Origin of the sequence: Salisediminibacterium beveridgei, assembly GCF_001721685.1 — a bacterium.
GTDB classification, from domain to species: domain Bacteria; phylum Bacillota; class Bacilli; order Bacillales; family Salisediminibacteriaceae; genus Salisediminibacterium; species Salisediminibacterium beveridgei.
Genome location: NZ_CP012502.1, coordinates 2,777,175 through 2,791,768 on the forward strand (window position 1 = coordinate 2,777,175; position 14,594 = coordinate 2,791,768).

At 49.4% G+C, this 14,594-nt stretch carries 15 protein-coding genes, 1 pseudogene and 1 riboswitch; of the genes and pseudogenes, 8 read left to right on the top strand and 8 right to left on the bottom strand.

Going from position 1 to position 14,594, the window contains the following annotated elements; translation table 11 throughout:
• Positions 1-3: 3 nt before the first annotated feature.
• Together ggt and BBEV_RS13085 are read right to left on the bottom strand one after the other, a co-directional pair.
• Positions 4-1,629 carry a gamma-glutamyltransferase gene (ggt, locus tag BBEV_RS13080; RefSeq protein WP_084007391.1) on the bottom strand — a complete coding sequence of 542 codons (1,626 nt, stop codon included), beginning with the start codon at positions 1,627-1,629 and terminating at the stop codon, positions 4-6.
• A gap of 211 nt (positions 1,630-1,840) precedes the next feature.
• Complete coding sequence (locus tag BBEV_RS13085) at positions 1,841-2,419, bottom strand: NAD(P)/FAD-dependent oxidoreductase (protein ID WP_069365872.1); 579 nt, start codon at positions 2,417-2,419, stop codon at positions 1,841-1,843.
• 124 nt (positions 2,420-2,543) lie between these two features.
• A riboswitch (TPP riboswitch) is annotated at positions 2,544-2,645 on the top strand.
• A 129-nt stretch (positions 2,646-2,774) separates the two neighbouring features.
• Here BBEV_RS13085 and tenA point away from each other — a divergent pair.
• The 5 genes from tenA to phnE (BBEV_RS13110) all read left to right on the top strand — a co-directional run bounded on the left by tenA (position 2,775) and on the right by phnE (BBEV_RS13110) (position 6,904).
• Positions 2,775-3,452: a thiaminase II gene (gene tenA / locus BBEV_RS13090; protein WP_069365873.1), complete on the top strand. Its 678-nt coding sequence runs from the start codon at positions 2,775-2,777 to the stop codon at positions 3,450-3,452.
• A 38-nt stretch (positions 3,453-3,490) separates the two neighbouring features.
• Positions 3,491-4,360 carry a phosphate/phosphite/phosphonate ABC transporter substrate-binding protein gene (locus tag BBEV_RS13095; RefSeq protein ID WP_407690252.1) on the top strand — a complete coding sequence of 290 codons (870 nt, stop codon included), beginning with the start codon at positions 3,491-3,493 and terminating at the stop codon, positions 4,358-4,360.
• Positions 4,361-4,498: 138 nt separating this feature from the next.
• Positions 4,499-5,284, top strand: coding sequence for a phosphonate ABC transporter ATP-binding protein (gene phnC, locus BBEV_RS13100; RefSeq protein WP_069365874.1), 786 nt, complete (start codon positions 4,499-4,501; stop codon positions 5,282-5,284).
• Complete coding sequence (gene phnE, locus BBEV_RS13105; protein WP_069365875.1) at positions 5,268-6,089, top strand: phosphonate ABC transporter, permease protein PhnE; 822 nt, start codon at positions 5,268-5,270, stop codon at positions 6,087-6,089. The genes phnC and phnE (BBEV_RS13105) overlap by 17 nt, the downstream gene beginning before the upstream one ends.
• Positions 6,089-6,904 carry a phosphonate ABC transporter, permease protein PhnE gene (gene phnE, locus BBEV_RS13110; protein ID WP_069365876.1) on the top strand — a complete coding sequence of 272 codons (816 nt, stop codon included), beginning with the start codon at positions 6,089-6,091 and terminating at the stop codon, positions 6,902-6,904. Before phnE (BBEV_RS13105) ends, phnE (BBEV_RS13110) begins: the two co-directional genes overlap by 1 nt.
• A gap of 63 nt (positions 6,905-6,967) precedes the next feature.
• On the opposite strand, the pseudogene BBEV_RS13115 reads toward phnE (BBEV_RS13110), so the two are convergent.
• Positions 6,968-9,022, bottom strand: a pseudogene (locus BBEV_RS13115) (copper-translocating P-type ATPase).
• 444 nt (positions 9,023-9,466) lie between these two features.
• Here BBEV_RS13115 and BBEV_RS13120 point away from each other — a divergent pair.
• The 3 genes from BBEV_RS13120 to BBEV_RS17915 all read left to right on the top strand — a co-directional run bounded on the left by BBEV_RS13120 (position 9,467) and on the right by BBEV_RS17915 (position 10,762).
• Complete coding sequence (locus BBEV_RS13120) at positions 9,467-9,679, top strand: hypothetical protein (protein ID WP_069365877.1); 213 nt, start codon at positions 9,467-9,469, stop codon at positions 9,677-9,679.
• Between the two features lie 261 nt (positions 9,680-9,940).
• Positions 9,941-10,525 (top strand): hypothetical protein, encoded by a 585-nt coding sequence (locus tag BBEV_RS13125; RefSeq protein WP_157100992.1) that lies wholly within the window; start codon positions 9,941-9,943, stop codon positions 10,523-10,525.
• 111 nt (positions 10,526-10,636) lie between these two features.
• Entirely contained in the window at positions 10,637-10,762 is a 126-nt protein-coding gene (locus tag BBEV_RS17915) for a hypothetical protein (RefSeq protein WP_267887767.1), read from the top strand.
• Between the two features lie 88 nt (positions 10,763-10,850).
• Here the strand turns inward: BBEV_RS17915 and BBEV_RS13130 are convergent, their stop codons facing one another.
• The 5 genes from BBEV_RS13130 to purD form a co-directional block, all read right to left on the bottom strand.
• Positions 10,851-11,246, bottom strand: a complete 396-nt coding sequence (locus BBEV_RS13130) for a DUF3052 family protein (RefSeq protein WP_069365879.1) — start codon at positions 11,244-11,246, stop codon at positions 10,851-10,853.
• A 3-nt stretch (positions 11,247-11,249) separates the two neighbouring features.
• On the bottom strand, positions 11,250-11,798 hold the full coding sequence (locus BBEV_RS13135; RefSeq protein ID WP_069365880.1) for a YcxB family protein: 549 nt from the start codon (positions 11,796-11,798) through the stop codon (positions 11,250-11,252).
• Between the two features lie 151 nt (positions 11,799-11,949).
• On the bottom strand, positions 11,950-12,510 hold the full coding sequence (locus tag BBEV_RS13140) for a sugar O-acetyltransferase (RefSeq protein WP_069365881.1): 561 nt from the start codon (positions 12,508-12,510) through the stop codon (positions 11,950-11,952).
• 33 nt (positions 12,511-12,543) lie between these two features.
• Positions 12,544-13,008: a CBS domain-containing protein gene (locus BBEV_RS13145; protein WP_069365882.1), complete on the bottom strand. Its 465-nt coding sequence runs from the start codon at positions 13,006-13,008 to the stop codon at positions 12,544-12,546.
• Positions 13,009-13,267: 259 nt separating this feature from the next.
• Positions 13,268-14,545 (bottom strand): phosphoribosylamine--glycine ligase, encoded by a 1,278-nt coding sequence (gene purD / locus BBEV_RS13150; protein ID WP_069365883.1) that lies wholly within the window; start codon positions 14,543-14,545, stop codon positions 13,268-13,270.
• Positions 14,546-14,594 lie beyond the last annotated feature (49 nt).

The window sequence follows — 14,594 nt, forward strand, 5'->3', positions numbered from 1 at the left end:
AGATCACCCTTTCAGAATATGTGCCGGTCCACCGGCCGTTCCGTCCCGGCGCGGATCTGCCACTCCGGTGAAGCTTTCACGCCATTTCACAGGGAGCTGCACACCCTGGACACAGCCGAGATAAAAACTGTATGCCCCGCGTTTCTTAATTTCAAACCCCGCAAGTTCCAGGGCATCGAGCGTTTCCTGCTTGAAACGCCGCTTCTCAATCAGGAGAGCCCCCGTATCTGAAGAGTGAAACCTCGGGGCGGCAATCGCTTCTTCCAGGGTCTCACCCTTATCCACCAGCCTCGTGATCACCTGGGCCAGTGCCGTGGAAATCCGCGCGCTGCCCGGGCTTCCCATCAGGTATTTCGGTTTGCCTTTCTCGAAAATCATCAATGGTGCCACGCTGCTCCACGGCCGGCCGCCAGGGAGGAGATAATACGGGTGGGCCGGGTCTTTGTATTCAAATGCACTCATGTAGTTATTGTAGAAAAAGCCGAGGCCATCAGCCATGGCTTTGCTGCCGAAGACAAGTTCCACGGACTGGGTAATGGCACAGCTGTTGCCGTCCTTATCCACGACCGATAAATGGGTAGTTTCCCCGGAGGTTGGCGGTGGTATGAACGTATCCACCAGCGCCCGGTCATAGATGCTGCGGATTCGCTTTGCTATCTCTTCCGCATAGCCCTTATCCACCAGCAAATTTGTGGTTGTCTGCAGGTAATGGTCCGGACTCATCGGCATGCGCTTTCTGTAATTGAGGGCAAAGCGAAAAGCCATCGCCAAAATGACAGCCCCCAGTGGCTCATCCGGGTCCAGTTCTTCAGGAGAAAACTGTTCCAGGGTATTGAGAATCTGAACGAGTACGCGGCCTGCTCCCGGTGGCGGATACGTGTAAATATCCAACCCCCGGTAGGTGCTGTGCAGGATATCCCGCTCAACCGGTACCGGAATCTGATGCATGTCCACATCGGTGATCATCCCGCCCCGTTTTTGCATATCCGTCACGATTCGTTCGCCAATTTCGCCGACGTAAAAATCCTGCCATCCGACTGTCGCGAGCCGCTGCAATGTATCTGCAAGTTCAGGCTGCTTCAGGGTATCACCTGCTTTGAGCGGTGATTTTTTGGCATCAAAGTAGTTTTTGACAATGCCGGCATCCTTGATCAGCTCATCTTTTTCTTTCTCGATCATTTGAGCGATCAACTCCGTAATCTCAAAACCTTCCCTTGCAGTGCGGATCGAAGGCGTTAGTGTCTCCCGTAACGTCAGTTCACCGTAGTAATCCTGTAAATAACCAAGTGCCGCCACCGTGGAGGGTACCGTCGTTGAGGCAAGCCCGAGCTTGATCGGTTTCTTCGGATTTTTCTTCGGATGCAGTGAGAAGGGGGCCCGGGATGAGCCATCCAGCGCAAACATCTTCTCCTGATTTTTGAAATAAACAAGTGCCATCGATTGTCCCCCGATGCCGGAAGCCTGAGGTTCAGACACACCCAGGCAAAATGCCGCGGCTACTGCCGCATCGACAGCATTACCTCCTTGTTCGAGGACCTCTACCGCAGCCTGCGTTGCCTGACTTGAAGCCGTGGATACCATGCCGAATTTGCCTTCCACCACCGAGACGTGCCGATCATTAATGACCATGAACTGCTCCCCCCTTACAATAACCATTTATATCTTTTTAAGGTTATAAATGTAAATTAAGTGTCTTATAAAACCCTTCCTTCGTCCTCAGAAGAGCAACAGTTGAAAGGGGTATTCTATTAGATTAAGTATAGAGGCGGTTTCCTTTTTGCACAACAAAAAGATTGCAAAAATCTGAAACATTTTTGCAATCTTTGGTTATTTCTGTCATTCAGCTGTCATGCCACACATGGGCTTTTCCTTTTTCCTTCGTGATGATCTCCATCGCCACCTGGGTTCCCTGCCCGGCAGCGATGATGCTTTGTGTCGGCACACCGGATAAGAGGCCTGCGACGTAGAGGTTGTCCACCCCGGTTTCCCCGTTCCACGAGCCACCTGTGACCCGTGAAATCTTGCCGCTTGGAACTGCCGGACTGACTTCCGTTTCAATACCGAGATCCTCTAACGGCTGAAGGTTCACGTTGGAAGCAACCACGAGATACGTTGACGTCAGCTTTTCACCGTTTCCACTGACCACACGGAATTTCCCGTCAACTTGTTCCGTTGCCGTCACCGCATAATCAGAGAGCACTGCCCCGAATTTCACTGCCTGCTCCCGCATCTTCGCGACAAGTGTTTCCCCTTCAATGCCTTCCGGAAAGCCCGGATAGTTATAAACTTTACTGATCGGCTTAATCTGCGATTTTCCGCTGTCAAACACGATCGTCGGCAGGCCGGCCTGCGCCGTGTAGATCGCTGCAGATAAACCGGCGATGCCGCCACCTATGATAATCACGTCCTGATCATTCATCCTGAACACCCCTTAGCGTATAATGGTCTATTCTACACGAAACCGGACTGCTTTTCACGGGTTACAATCATTTTGCAAACGTAACGATCTGTGCTATCGTTATCAGTAACAACAATTGAATCGAACGAACCGCTAGGGGTGCTTTAAAGCTGAGAGAGACTGCCGAGTCTTAACCCTGTCACCTGAACTGGCTAATACCAGCGGAGGGAAGTGGTGCTGACACATTTGGAATAACGGCCTTCACCGGCATTCCAATCATCTTAAACCGTCAACCACTCCTGACTGCCTGACAGTTCGGGGGTGGTTTTTTGTATTCATTGCGTTGAATTCAGAGTTTCGGAAAGGATGACTGCTTATGACATTCAGTGCACGATTACACGAAAAACTACAGCCCGTCTGGCGTCAGAATCACGAACACCCTTTTGTGAAAGGGCTTGGGAGCGGGGAGCTTGACGAAGAAAAATTCCGCTTTTTCATGGTACAGGATTATCTCTACCTCATTGAGTATGCCAAGCTGTTCGCCATCGGCGCTGTAAAAGCAACGGACGTTGACACGATGAGCAAATTTGCCGGCCTGTTGGACGGGACGATGAATACAGAGATGGAGCTCCACCGGCAGTATGCCAAAGAGTTCGGTATTTCACTTGAGGAGCTCGAGAATGCCGAGGCGAGCCCGGTGACGCTGGCGTATACCCACTACATGCTGCACGTCGGCAATAACGGCGGACTGGCCGAACTGGTGGCAGCATTGTTGCCATGTATGTGGAGCTATGCGGAGATCGGCAAGGAGCTGGACCGGATCCCGGGCGCACGGGACGGCAAATACGGCGAGTGGATCAAAATGTACGCGGATGATGAATTTCAGAGTCTGAATGAATTGACGATCCGGATGCTCGATGAACTGGCAGAAGGAAAGCCCGAGCACGAACTGAAGCGTCTGGAGGAAATCTTTTTGAACACGACGCGTTTTGAATACCTGTTCTGGGATATGTCCTGGAATCAGCAAATGTGGCCATTGGAGGAATCAACGTGAAACATAAAATAGCAGTCCTGATGGCAGCCGCCTTATTCATGGCAGGCTGTCAGAATAACGGTACCAATGACAGTGCAGCAACAGACAATGACCAGCCGGAAGAACTCGTGATGGGGTTTTTCCCGTCCACTGATTCAGATCAGGTCACGACCCGGGTGGAGCCTCTGGCCGAAAAGCTGGAGGAAGCTTTGGGAATTCCTGTCCGGGGTGAAGTGATGACGAATTACTCCGCGCTCGTTGAGGCCATGGGGAGTGGCCAGGTGCAGATCGGATTCATTCCGGCATTTGCCTATATTCTCGCTAATGAACGCCATGACATTGAAGTGATCTTAAAATCGCTTCGGGACGGAGAGGACAGCTACCGCTCCCAGTTCATGGTCCGGGCTGATTCCGGCATTGAAGAAATCGCTGATTTAGAAGGGGCAGTATGGGCTTTCCCTGACGTGGCGTCCACCAGCGGGTACCTCTTTCCTGCCACGCAGATCCGCAATGATTTCGGTATGTCAGAGGATGATTTTTTCAGTGATATGCTCGAAGCCGGGACACACGATAATGCCCTCGTGGCCGTGCTTGAAGGCAATGCCGATGTGGCCACTACCTTTGAAGATGCCCGGGTGCGTATCGAGGACGATTACCCGGAAGTCTATGACGAAAACGACGGTCTGAAACAACTGTCGTTCACCGATCCGATTCCTAACGACACGATTTCCGTCATTCCAGGTCTCTCCGATGAACTGAAAAATGAGATCAAAGAAGCCTTCCTCTCCTTTAATGATGATGAGGAAATGATTGAGATCATGGAGGAAGTTTACAGGTGGGACGGCATCACCGAAGCCTCTGACGACGAATATGACATTATCCGGCAGACGTACGAAAACTTCGCCGATGAGATTGATCCGCTGGAGTAACAGGGTATGGGTAGAGAGGGAATGAGCTTCCCTCTCTTTTTCTCATATTTCACAGGAAAGTATAAGTGCAACTGAGGCTTTTGCCATTGGCTTGACGAGAGATTGTACATACCATTATGCAAGGGAGACACGGCGATCATGATTGAATTTAAGAACGTCTCATTGACTTATCCCAACGGCAACCGGGGATTGCATCAGATTCATACACGGATCGAAGCAGGCGAATTTGTCGTGATCGTCGGACTCTCCGGTGCCGGCAAATCGACATTCATCCGCAGCATCAACCGGATGGTGATGCCCACAGCAGGTGAACTGATCGTCGATGGGGAAAATGTCGTGCCATTAGCCGGCAAGAGGCTGAGGCAGCTGCGCACGAAGGTCGGGATGATCTTCCAGCAATACAACCTCGTGAACCGTTCAACCGTGATGAAGAACGCCATCGCCGGACGGCTCGGGCATACAGGGACGCTTCGCAGTGTACTCAATCTGTACAAAAAACAGGACCGCTCCCTGGCCTATCAATCCTTACTCCGGCTCAATATCGGTGACAAAGTGCATGCGAGAGCCGATGAACTGAGCGGTGGTGAACAGCAGCGGGTGAGCATTGCCCGTGTTCTGACACAGGAACCCATGGTCATGCTCGCTGATGAACCGGTGGCAAGCCTCGATCCGCCCACCTCCCACCAGGTGATGCGCGACTTGAAACGGATCAACGAGGAGGACGGGATCACCACCCTCATCAACCTTCACTACATGGACCTGGCGATGGAATACGCGGACCGGATCATCGGTATGCGTGACGGTGAAATCGTGTTTGATGGGCCGGTGGAATCCGTGACGGAAGCGACCTTCGAAGAGATTTACGGCCGGAAAATCCGTGGAAATGACCGGGCGGGAGGGGATCCGATTGACCCGACAAACTGAGCCTCATCAGGCTTACGACCAGCCTGATCCACCTCGTCTCAGCGCGGGAAAAACCCGCTTCAAACTGGGGTTTGTTTTCATTTCCGTCGTTGTTATTTATGGAATGTCCACGGTCTTTACTGCAGCTTCTCCTGCAGCTTTATGGAATGGCCTGCCGCAAATCTGGCGGATGGTGACCGAGCTTTTCCCGCCCAATTGGGGTTATACACTGGAAGCCTGGGACCGTTTGGCTGAAACGATTCAAATGGCGATTATCGCGACAACGATCAGTGCTTTTCTTTGTATTCCCCTCAGTCTGATGGCTTCATCGACGATTGCACCGAACCGTTTTGTCTATCACATCACGAAACAGTTTATGAATATCCTGAGAACCATTCCGGACCTGCTTTTGGCCGTCATTTTTGTCGGGATCTTCGGTATTGGTGTCTTTTCAGGGATCATGGCATTGACGATTTTTTCTTTGGGTATTCTGGCCAAATTGTTGTCTGAAACGATTGAAGCCATTGACCCGAACCCGCTTGAAGCCATCCGTGCCTCAGGAGGCAATACGGTGCAGGTCATCGTTTACGGTGTCATGCCGCAAATCCTGCCGCAATATACCTCGTTCACTTTGTATGTATTCGAAATTAACGTCCGGGCCTCACTCGTTCTCGGCTTTGTCGGTGCAGGCGGCATCGGCCAATTGCTGCAGCGCTCCATCAGCTTCTTTCAATATGGCAATGCCATGATGGTGATACTGATGATCTTCGCCGCCGTGGTTCTCATTGAATCCATCAGTGGCCGGATCAGGAAGGCGGTGATCTGATGGGGAAATCCGATACCGAATGGATATTACCCCCGGTTAAAAAACGCCCCTTACGGGTGATATTTCGTAATTGGGGCATCGCGATCGCGCTTATTGCACTGTATACCTGGACTTTTTCCGGCATCGGGATTGACTGGAGCCGCATTTTCAGTGAACAGACATCCGGCAATCTCAGCCGCGTGATCCCGCAGCTGTTTTCACCGGACTGGTCAAGTTCAGGCCAGGCCTTGTCTCTTATGGGCGAAACGTTGGCCATGGCCTATGCCGGCACGTTTCTTGCTGCCATAGTTGCGATTCCTTTCGGGTTTCTGGCTGCAAAGAATATGGTGCGAAACCGTGGATTGAATGCCGCGTCCAGGCTGAGTCTGGATGCGATCCGCGCCTTCCCTGAAATCATGCTGGCATTGATTTTCGTGTCCGCAGTGGGTCCTTCCGCTTTTGCCGGGGTGCTCGCCATCGCCATCGGCTCGATCGGGATGCTCGGGAAACTGTATGCCGAAGTCATTGAATCCATCGACATGAAAACGATTGAATCATTGAAGGCCAATGGTGCGAATCAGACGCAGACACTGTTTTACGGCGTGATCCCGCAGGTCATTCCAGAATGCCTCTCCTACGCCATTTACCGCTATGAGATCGATGTTCGTTCCTCCACTGTTCTCGGGATTGTTGGCGCGGGTGGCATCGGGATGATGATACAGATCGCGACGATGAACCGGAACTGGGATGAAGTCGGAATGGCGCTGCTCGTGATCATCGCGGTCGTGACCTTCATCGATTATGTCAGTTCCTGGATCCGAAAACGGATTGTCTGAACTCAAAAAGCTTAAGGACATCCCCTCCTGAAATCAGATTCATCAGAAGGGGATTTTTCACAGTTAAGCATTTCGTAAAAGCTGTGCGTTGATGGCTACGATGATCGTACTCAGTGACATCAGTACGGCACCGACTGCCGGTGTCAAAATAATACCAATGCCGTAAAGCACACCTGCAGCCAACGGAAGTGCCACGATGTTGTAACCGGTGGCCCACCATAAGTTCTGTACCATTTTCCGATAGGTCTTTCTCGACAGGTCAATCAAAGCCAGTACATCTCTCGGTTCACTTCTGACCAGCACTATGTCTGCCGTTTCGATGGCTACATCTGTCCCTGTCCCGATCGCAATGCCTAAATCCGCCTGGGCAAGAGCTGGTGCGTCATTGATGCCATCCCCTGTCATACCGACCCGCTTCCCTTCTTGCTGGAGCGATTCGACATACTCAGATTTTTCGTGAGGGAGTACTTCGGCAAAGACCCTCTCAATGCCGATTTGACCGGCTACCCAATTGGCCACCCGCTCATTGTCACCTGTAAGCATAACCGGTTCAATATGGCGTTTTTTCAGCTCACCGACAACTTCAAACGCACTGTCTCGAATCTGATCCGCCAATGCTATCATGCCTCTGACTTCATCATCGATCAATACAAAAACAACTGTTTTCCCTTCATCTGACCATGTTTCAAAGGCCTCTTTGTCCGGGATCTTCAATTGATTTTCATCCATGTATCCTGGACTGACGACTTTCACTTCTTTCCCTTGTACTGTCCCGGTCAATCCCCTGCCTTTAATAATGTCGACATCTTCCGGACTGGACAGCTTGTACCCTTTGTCCAAAGCAGCCTGATAAATTCCCTGGGCGATCGGATGTTCAGAATAGGATTCCAATGACGCAGCAAGTGTTAAATCGTCTTCATCGTCTGTCAAGGACGTATCCGTGATCCCGAATTCACCCTTTGTCAGTGTGCCTGTTTTGTCAAACACCAGCACATCAATCCGACGGCCATCCTCGAATGCCGTCCGGTTTCGAATGAGCAACCCCTCTTTGGCAGACTTCGATGTGGTCACTGCGTTCACAAGTGGAATCGCCAGCCCCAATGCATGAGGACAGGCGATGATCATGACAGTGACCATTCGCACAATTGAAAAGTCGACGCCAAATCCGGCAACCATCCAAGCGGAAAATGTGGCAATACCTGCTGCAACTGCAAGATAGAAAAGCCATGCAGCGGCACGATTCGCCAGGTTTTGTGTTTTGGACTTCGAAGCCTGTGCATCTTCGACCAATTTGACGACTTGCGACAGATAGGAGTCTTCTCCTAATCGTTCAACTTCCACTTAGAGTGTCTGATCGTTATTCACAGATCCGCCTACAACCTGATCATGTTCCGATTTTTCCACCGGTACAGATTCCCCGGTCACACTGGATTCATCGATGTTCGAATGACCTTTCAATATGAATCCATCGACGGGGATTTTCTCTCCTGCCTTGACTAACACGCGGTCGCCAGGCGATAATTCTGATATTTTCACAACGTTGATGTCGCCGGATTCATCAATCTGATTCGCTTCATTTGGCATGATTTTAATTAATTCTTCCAATGCATTGGATGCTCCGTGGACGGATTTCATTTCAATCCAATGCCCGAGAAGCATAATTACGATCAATGTGGATAGCTCCCAATACATATCGTGACCGTCAAAGCCGAAAACAACTGCCGTACTGTACACATATGCCACGGTGATGGCCATGGCAATCAATGTCATCATACCAGGCTTTCGATCTTTGACCTCATCCACAACTCCTGAAAGGAACGGCCAGCCACCGTAAAAGTAAACAAAGGTTGAAAGCAGCGCTAATACATACAAATCAAATGTGAATTGCAAATCGATTCCCAGAAATGTTTGTATGGTTGGAGATAATAAAAGAATAGGTACCATGAAAATCAGCGACACCCAAAATCGCTTTTTGAACATCTCAACGTGATCATGATGATCATGTCCCTCATGATGATCATGTCCCTCATGATGATCATGGCTCTCTTCATGATTATGGTGTTCATGATGGTCCTCTTCAGTTTTGTGGTCATGATGCCGGTGCTTATCGTGATCCATCGCCAGTGTCCTCCTTCTTTATCTCATATAAGAGATTTTGTTCCCGAAGTTTCGGTTCTAGTAAACGATTTCCTTTATTTTCGATCTGTAAACTCAGATATCTGGGCTGATAGAAGAGTCAGATCGCGACGATGAGTCGGAATCGCATCGCGCGTGATCATCGCGGTCGGGACCATTACCAAAGATGTCGGTTCCTGGATCCGACATCGGATTGACCGAACCTACAGTGCCTGAAGGCTTTGCTTTTGGGTTTTTCAGGCCAAGTTTGTGAATCGCAATGAGGCCTCAGTATTTTCAGCTGTAAGAAACGTTGTATTGTCGGTATTTTCACAAAGATTTTTCCGAAAAATTTGGCTCAAGGGGTTTCACAATGTTTTCACAGGGTATATAATGGTAACAAGAAAGCGTTCACAAATTGTTCACAATTACAAGGAGGAAATCGTTATGAACCTGAAAGTGCTTGGCTATATCATTGCAGCAATGAGTGCTGCAGTCATTATTTTCATTTACCCATTTGCATATGAGAATTTAACAGCACTGACAGGCATCCGCTTCTTGGCCGCCTTCACCTTCCTGATTGGTGTCGGCATGATTGCCGCTCATTATGAAGCAAACCGGCCAAAACTGCGGCTCATCAATGGAAAACGCAACATCTGACTAATGCCTCTCCCATATTCTCATAGAACCCCGGAACCTTATCCCTTGTTCCGGGGAATTTTTTTGTACGTCAGAAACGTTTAACTTCGCTGAAGGATTAAAATCTAAGTTCTGCTAAGGCTTTCGCCAATACGGCTTGGCGGAAGCCCATAACCCATGTATTCTTTATTCTCATGCGTTTCAAAAGGGGTGACAGTTTCATTTTTCAGAATGAACAGGTACACTCAGATTAACGGAACCAACAGAAAGGCTGGTTTGATCATGAAGCATTCTATCATAGCATTTGGTTTAATCGTGGGACTCGTTTTGATGACGATGTTTCTTTTCAACGAGGATCCGGTTGAGCGGTCGAATGATCCTTTGGAAGACGAAGACATCCCATTCACTTACTCTCTTCCTGAATTTCAGGATTATGAACTGATGATGATGCGTCTGTCAAAGCATGATGACAGAGATGAAATCATATCCTCCTATGGCACCGGCGTCGACGAGAATAGTATGGACGAATTTGATGGTTTTGATGAAACTGATGATCTGATGATCGAAGGACCTTATTCCTTTGAGAAAGAGAAAGTGTATATCGTCCAAAGCAATGAATTATTAGGGTTTCGAGGAGACTTCGACAGTTATGAAGATGCAACACAAAATTCCAATTATCTGCAATACACTTTGGATGAACTTGACGGCTGGTATCTGCACGAAGGCAGACACATCCAGTTATTCACAGAAATCGATGAGACGTATTTCCTCATCCATTACAATCAACCCGGATCCGAACGTTCCCAGGAGGCCATTGAAGCCATCGTGGAGAACTTGATGCGAATTGTTCGAAACGGAATGGACTGAAAAAAGCTTGCCTTACCGACGTAATCCGTCGATGGAGCAAGCCGCTGATCGTTACTCTTTATAATCCATATGCTGGTGAATGATGGTCGCAATTTCTTCAAAAGAGTATTTGTGATTAACAACGTCCACTGTAAAATCATCCCTGAATTTAAACTGGTGCACCCGAATCTATGTGACATGGTAGACATCGAAGAAGACAGCGATTGGATTGATCACATGTTCAGCATGGTATTCTGACCAATATATCCATCAGTCATGATACCGCAAATTGAAAAGGCCAGTATTTCCTTTGTCAGGAAATACTGCCTATTTGCGTCCTTGAAGTTCAGGATGGTTTCGGCCGCCATCTCAGGCAGGACCAGTCATCGTCCAAGGCCACCTGTCTCACCGGCCGGAGCGACAACTCATCCATCGCTTCCCAGCCGTGATCCCGGTCAACGGTTGCTTTGTAGCGCTTGGAGCTCTTCTTCGGATAAGCAACCCAGAGCATCCCGTCTTTTGGCAGCCTCTTTCTGACGATCAGCGCAGCTTTTGCAATGTCTTCAGGTGTTAGCACAAAGATCAGAATTGCATCGACCAGCTGATCATCGGGAAGTTGTTCATCATCTGTCATCGTTTCAATTTCCCATTCGGAAAGCGTTTGTTCAAAATCCTTCGGATGATTTATTACGAGGATATTCTTTCCTTCTTTCAATTGCATTTTTTTCGCCAGTGCATGCATGGATCAGTCACTTCCTTGATATAATTGAATCAGCTGCTTGTCCGCAGGCATTACTTTGACGATCAATGACCGGAACGTTTTTATGTCCGCATCATTTTGGAAGAAATGCTTCGGTAAAATGGCAATCTGTTCTTTCCCGAGGTAGAGCTGAAACAGTTCTTCCCGCTCACGGATGAGTGTTACCTCCCGCCAGTCCACTGGCGCTTCGTTATCCGCCACGTATTGTGTGAAGCCGTCCTCATTGAAAACATAGGCCATCTTTTTGGTGTTCATACCTTCCCTGTAATACTGCCGGTACGCCTGACGTTTAATCGCCATTCGGAGTGTTCCGGCGATCAGGGCTCCGAATACAAATGACGTCCCCAGGCTGATGCCCAAAACCTCATAGGTGCTTCCGGACACCGAGTCAGACATGATGAGTAGTACGAACGTCATCAAAAATACAAAACTGAATCCTGCCGGTACCACAGATCGCTGGTGATAAACCGCATGCCGGATAAAGTCGTCACTCGATAAATTCCCTTTCACTTCAATTTCTATTGGTTCGCCCATGATTTTATTCCCCCTGATGCAGATCGATTGCCGCGCGTATTCGTTTCCACTATGTATTATTGTACCCGTTTCAGTTTGGAAATGCCACAGTCGTCAGGGGATACGAAAACCTGCGGACCTCAGATGGCCCGCAGGTTTTTGCGTTGAAAGACTATTGATCAATCAATTTTAATACCTTCGCGGGGTTTCCCCCGACGAGCGCATTTGCCGGTACGTCTTTTGTGACAACTGCGCCTGCAGCAACAACCGCATTGTCATTGATGGTGACGCCGGGCATAATAACACAAGCGCCTCCAAGCCACACATGATCACCAATCGTGACAGGTTTCCCGTTTTCCAGTCCTGAATTCCGTTCAATATAACCAAGCGGATGCGTCGCCGTATAGATCTGAACTGCCGGACCGAGCATGACATTTTTTCCGATGCGAACGTCACATACATCGAGAATCACGCAATTAAAATTCGCGTAAAAGTTCTCCCCGATATGAATATTGGATCCGTAGTCACACCGGAAATCGGGTTCGATATTGAGGTCCTCCCCGGTCGTTTTGAAAAGCTCTTTTAAGATATCAGTCCGTTTTTCCCCCTCGGTTTCAAGGGACTGATTGAACGCCCGGATCAGCCGTCTGGCGCGGGTGCGTTCCTCAACGAGCTGCGGATCCTGACTGTCATACATCTCACCTGCCAGCATTTTTTCTTTTTCTGTCAGCATGTCTTAGTCACAACCTGTTCTGTATAGAATCGATTAGAGTTCCTCCGCCTGGTAGAGATGCTTCATGATATCACGTCTGGAGATTATGCCGATGATCTTCCCTTCATCGTCAACAACCGGAAGACGCTTGTAGTTTTTGTTCAGCATCCTCGTTGCAATATTTTCAATACTGTCCTCCGGGTCCGCAGTGACCACTTCGGTCTTCATCAGATCACCGATGGTCAGAGCCATCGCCTGTTTGAGTTCTTCCATGTATTTCGTCGGGCTGTCGAGATAGATCAGTCCTCCTAGGAATTCCAGCACTGCCGGGGATTGAATGTGAGACGCCCGTTTAATGATGTCGCCTTCACTGACAACACCTTGCAGGACCCCATCTTCATCAACGACAGGTACACCGCTGAAATGGTGCTTTAAGAGGAGCTTCGCTGTATCTTCAACAGATGTATCCGGTGTAATGGTGACCACTTCTTTCGTCATAATATCTTTGATTCGTTCCATTTGATCAAACCTCCTTCTATATTGTTCCATACCACTATCATTCGACGCTGAATCATCAATTTCCTTTCTGACTGGAAGGCATCTCAGACAGGACACCTCAATGCCGGGAATTATACAAGGTCTGCTGCGACATGTTTTCTTCTCTCCTCTGGATTCTTGTCGCATTTCACCTCTTTGGCGACACGATGTTGTTCCTGAAAAAACAAAAAGATGCCCGCTCTGTTTTACAGAGGAGCATCGTTAATTATCGGTGATGAATTTAATTGTGATTCCGGTCCCTCACATGATGGGCGATGTCTTTTCGGTAAAAGAGTCCATCCCACGAAACTTCGTCCAGTTTTTCATACGTTCTGTTTACCGCTTCATCGATGGTTGGTGCCAACGTGGACAAGGCAACCACCCGTCCCCCGGCAGTCTTCCATTCCTCACCGCTTCGTTTACTTCCGGCATGAAACCAGCGCTGTCCCATGGATGCGGCCACTTCAGGCAATGAGAACAGCGAGCCTTTCTCATAGTTTCCTGGATAGCCTTTTGAAGCGAGAACCACCGCTGCACAGGCATCACTTGTCCAGAGCACATCCGGCTCTTCACCATTCATCACACTCTGAATGGTTTCGACGAGGTCACTTTCCATCCGGGGCAAAATGACCTGCGTTTCCGGATCACCGAAGCGCGCGTTAAATTCAATTACTTTCGGGCCCTCGGTGGTGATCATCAGGCCCCCATACAAAATCCCGGTAAACGGGACCCCTTCTTTCACCATCGCTTCTGCCATGGGGCGCAGGATTTCACTTTCTGCGCGCTTTTGCCAGTCGCCATCCAGATGAGGAACAGGTGAGTAAGCGCCCATTCCGCCTGTATTCGGGCCAAGGTCTCCTTCATAGGCACGTTTATGATCCTGAGCAGTGACCATCGGCACCACAGTGGTTCCATGGACAAACGCCATAAAGGAGAGCTCTTCGCCAACAAGGCATTCTTCAATGACGACCCGGCTACCCGCTTCGCCAAACTGTTTATCTGCCATCATACGCTCTGCTGCGTTCAGTGCTTCATCCACCGATTCACAAACGACGACACCTTTCCCCGCGGCGAGTCCATCCGCCTTAACGACAATGGGAGCCCCTTTTTCATGGATATAGGCTTTGGCTTCTTCCAAATCAGCGAATGCAGCATAGGCTGCAGTTGGAATGCCGTGTTTCAGCATGATTCCCTTCGCAAAATCTTTAGAGCCTTCGAGGGCTGCGGCTGCTTTTGTCGGCCCGAAAATTGTCAAGCCGGCTTCCAAAAACGCATCGGTGACCCCATCGACAAGCGGTGCTTCCGGCCCAATCATCGTCAATGCCACACGGTTTTCTTTGGCAAAACCGACGAGTTTCTCATGATCATTTTCCTGAATGGGCACCGATTGACAGCCCGGCTCTTCGGCAATCGCATCATTTCCCGGAGCCACATAGACCTGTTCCACAAGCTCTGACTGTGCGAATTTCCAGGCCAGCGTATGCTCCCGGCCGCCTGATCCAATAACGAATACATTCACGGGGTGATCCCTCCTGATTCTTTTCAATATGTACCTGCAGAGCCCCGGA

Bases quoted from the DNA above. Each gene is read 5' to 3' on its own strand.
- ggt (WP_084007391.1), bottom strand. From the start codon at position 1,629: ATGGTCATTAATGATCGGCACGTCTCGGTGGTGGAAGGCAAATTCGGC.
- BBEV_RS13120 (WP_069365877.1), top strand. From the start codon at position 9,467: ATGAACCTGAAAGTGCTTGGCTATATCATTGCAGCAATGAGTGCTGCA.
- phnC (WP_069365874.1), top strand. From the start codon at position 4,499: ATGATTGAATTTAAGAACGTCTCATTGACTTATCCCAACGGCAACCGG.
- BBEV_RS13140 (WP_069365881.1), bottom strand. From the start codon at position 12,510: ATGCTGACAGAAAAAGAAAAAATGCTGGCAGGTGAGATGTATGACAGT.
- BBEV_RS13145 (WP_069365882.1), bottom strand. From the start codon at position 13,008: ATGGAACGAATCAAAGATATTATGACGAAAGAAGTGGTCACCATTACA.
- BBEV_RS13125 (WP_157100992.1), top strand. From the start codon at position 9,941: ATGAAGCATTCTATCATAGCATTTGGTTTAATCGTGGGACTCGTTTTG.
- BBEV_RS13135 (WP_069365880.1), bottom strand. From the start codon at position 11,798: ATGGGCGAACCAATAGAAATTGAAGTGAAAGGGAATTTATCGAGTGAC.
- BBEV_RS13095 (WP_407690252.1), top strand. From the start codon at position 3,491: ATGGCAGGCTGTCAGAATAACGGTACCAATGACAGTGCAGCAACAGAC.
- BBEV_RS13130 (WP_069365879.1), bottom strand. From the start codon at position 11,246: ATGCATGCACTGGCGAAAAAAATGCAATTGAAAGAAGGAAAGAATATC.
- tenA (WP_069365873.1), top strand. From the start codon at position 2,775: ATGACATTCAGTGCACGATTACACGAAAAACTACAGCCCGTCTGGCGT.
- BBEV_RS13085 (WP_069365872.1), bottom strand. From the start codon at position 2,419: ATGAATGATCAGGACGTGATTATCATAGGTGGCGGCATCGCCGGTTTA.
- phnE (WP_069365876.1), top strand. From the start codon at position 6,089: ATGGGGAAATCCGATACCGAATGGATATTACCCCCGGTTAAAAAACGC.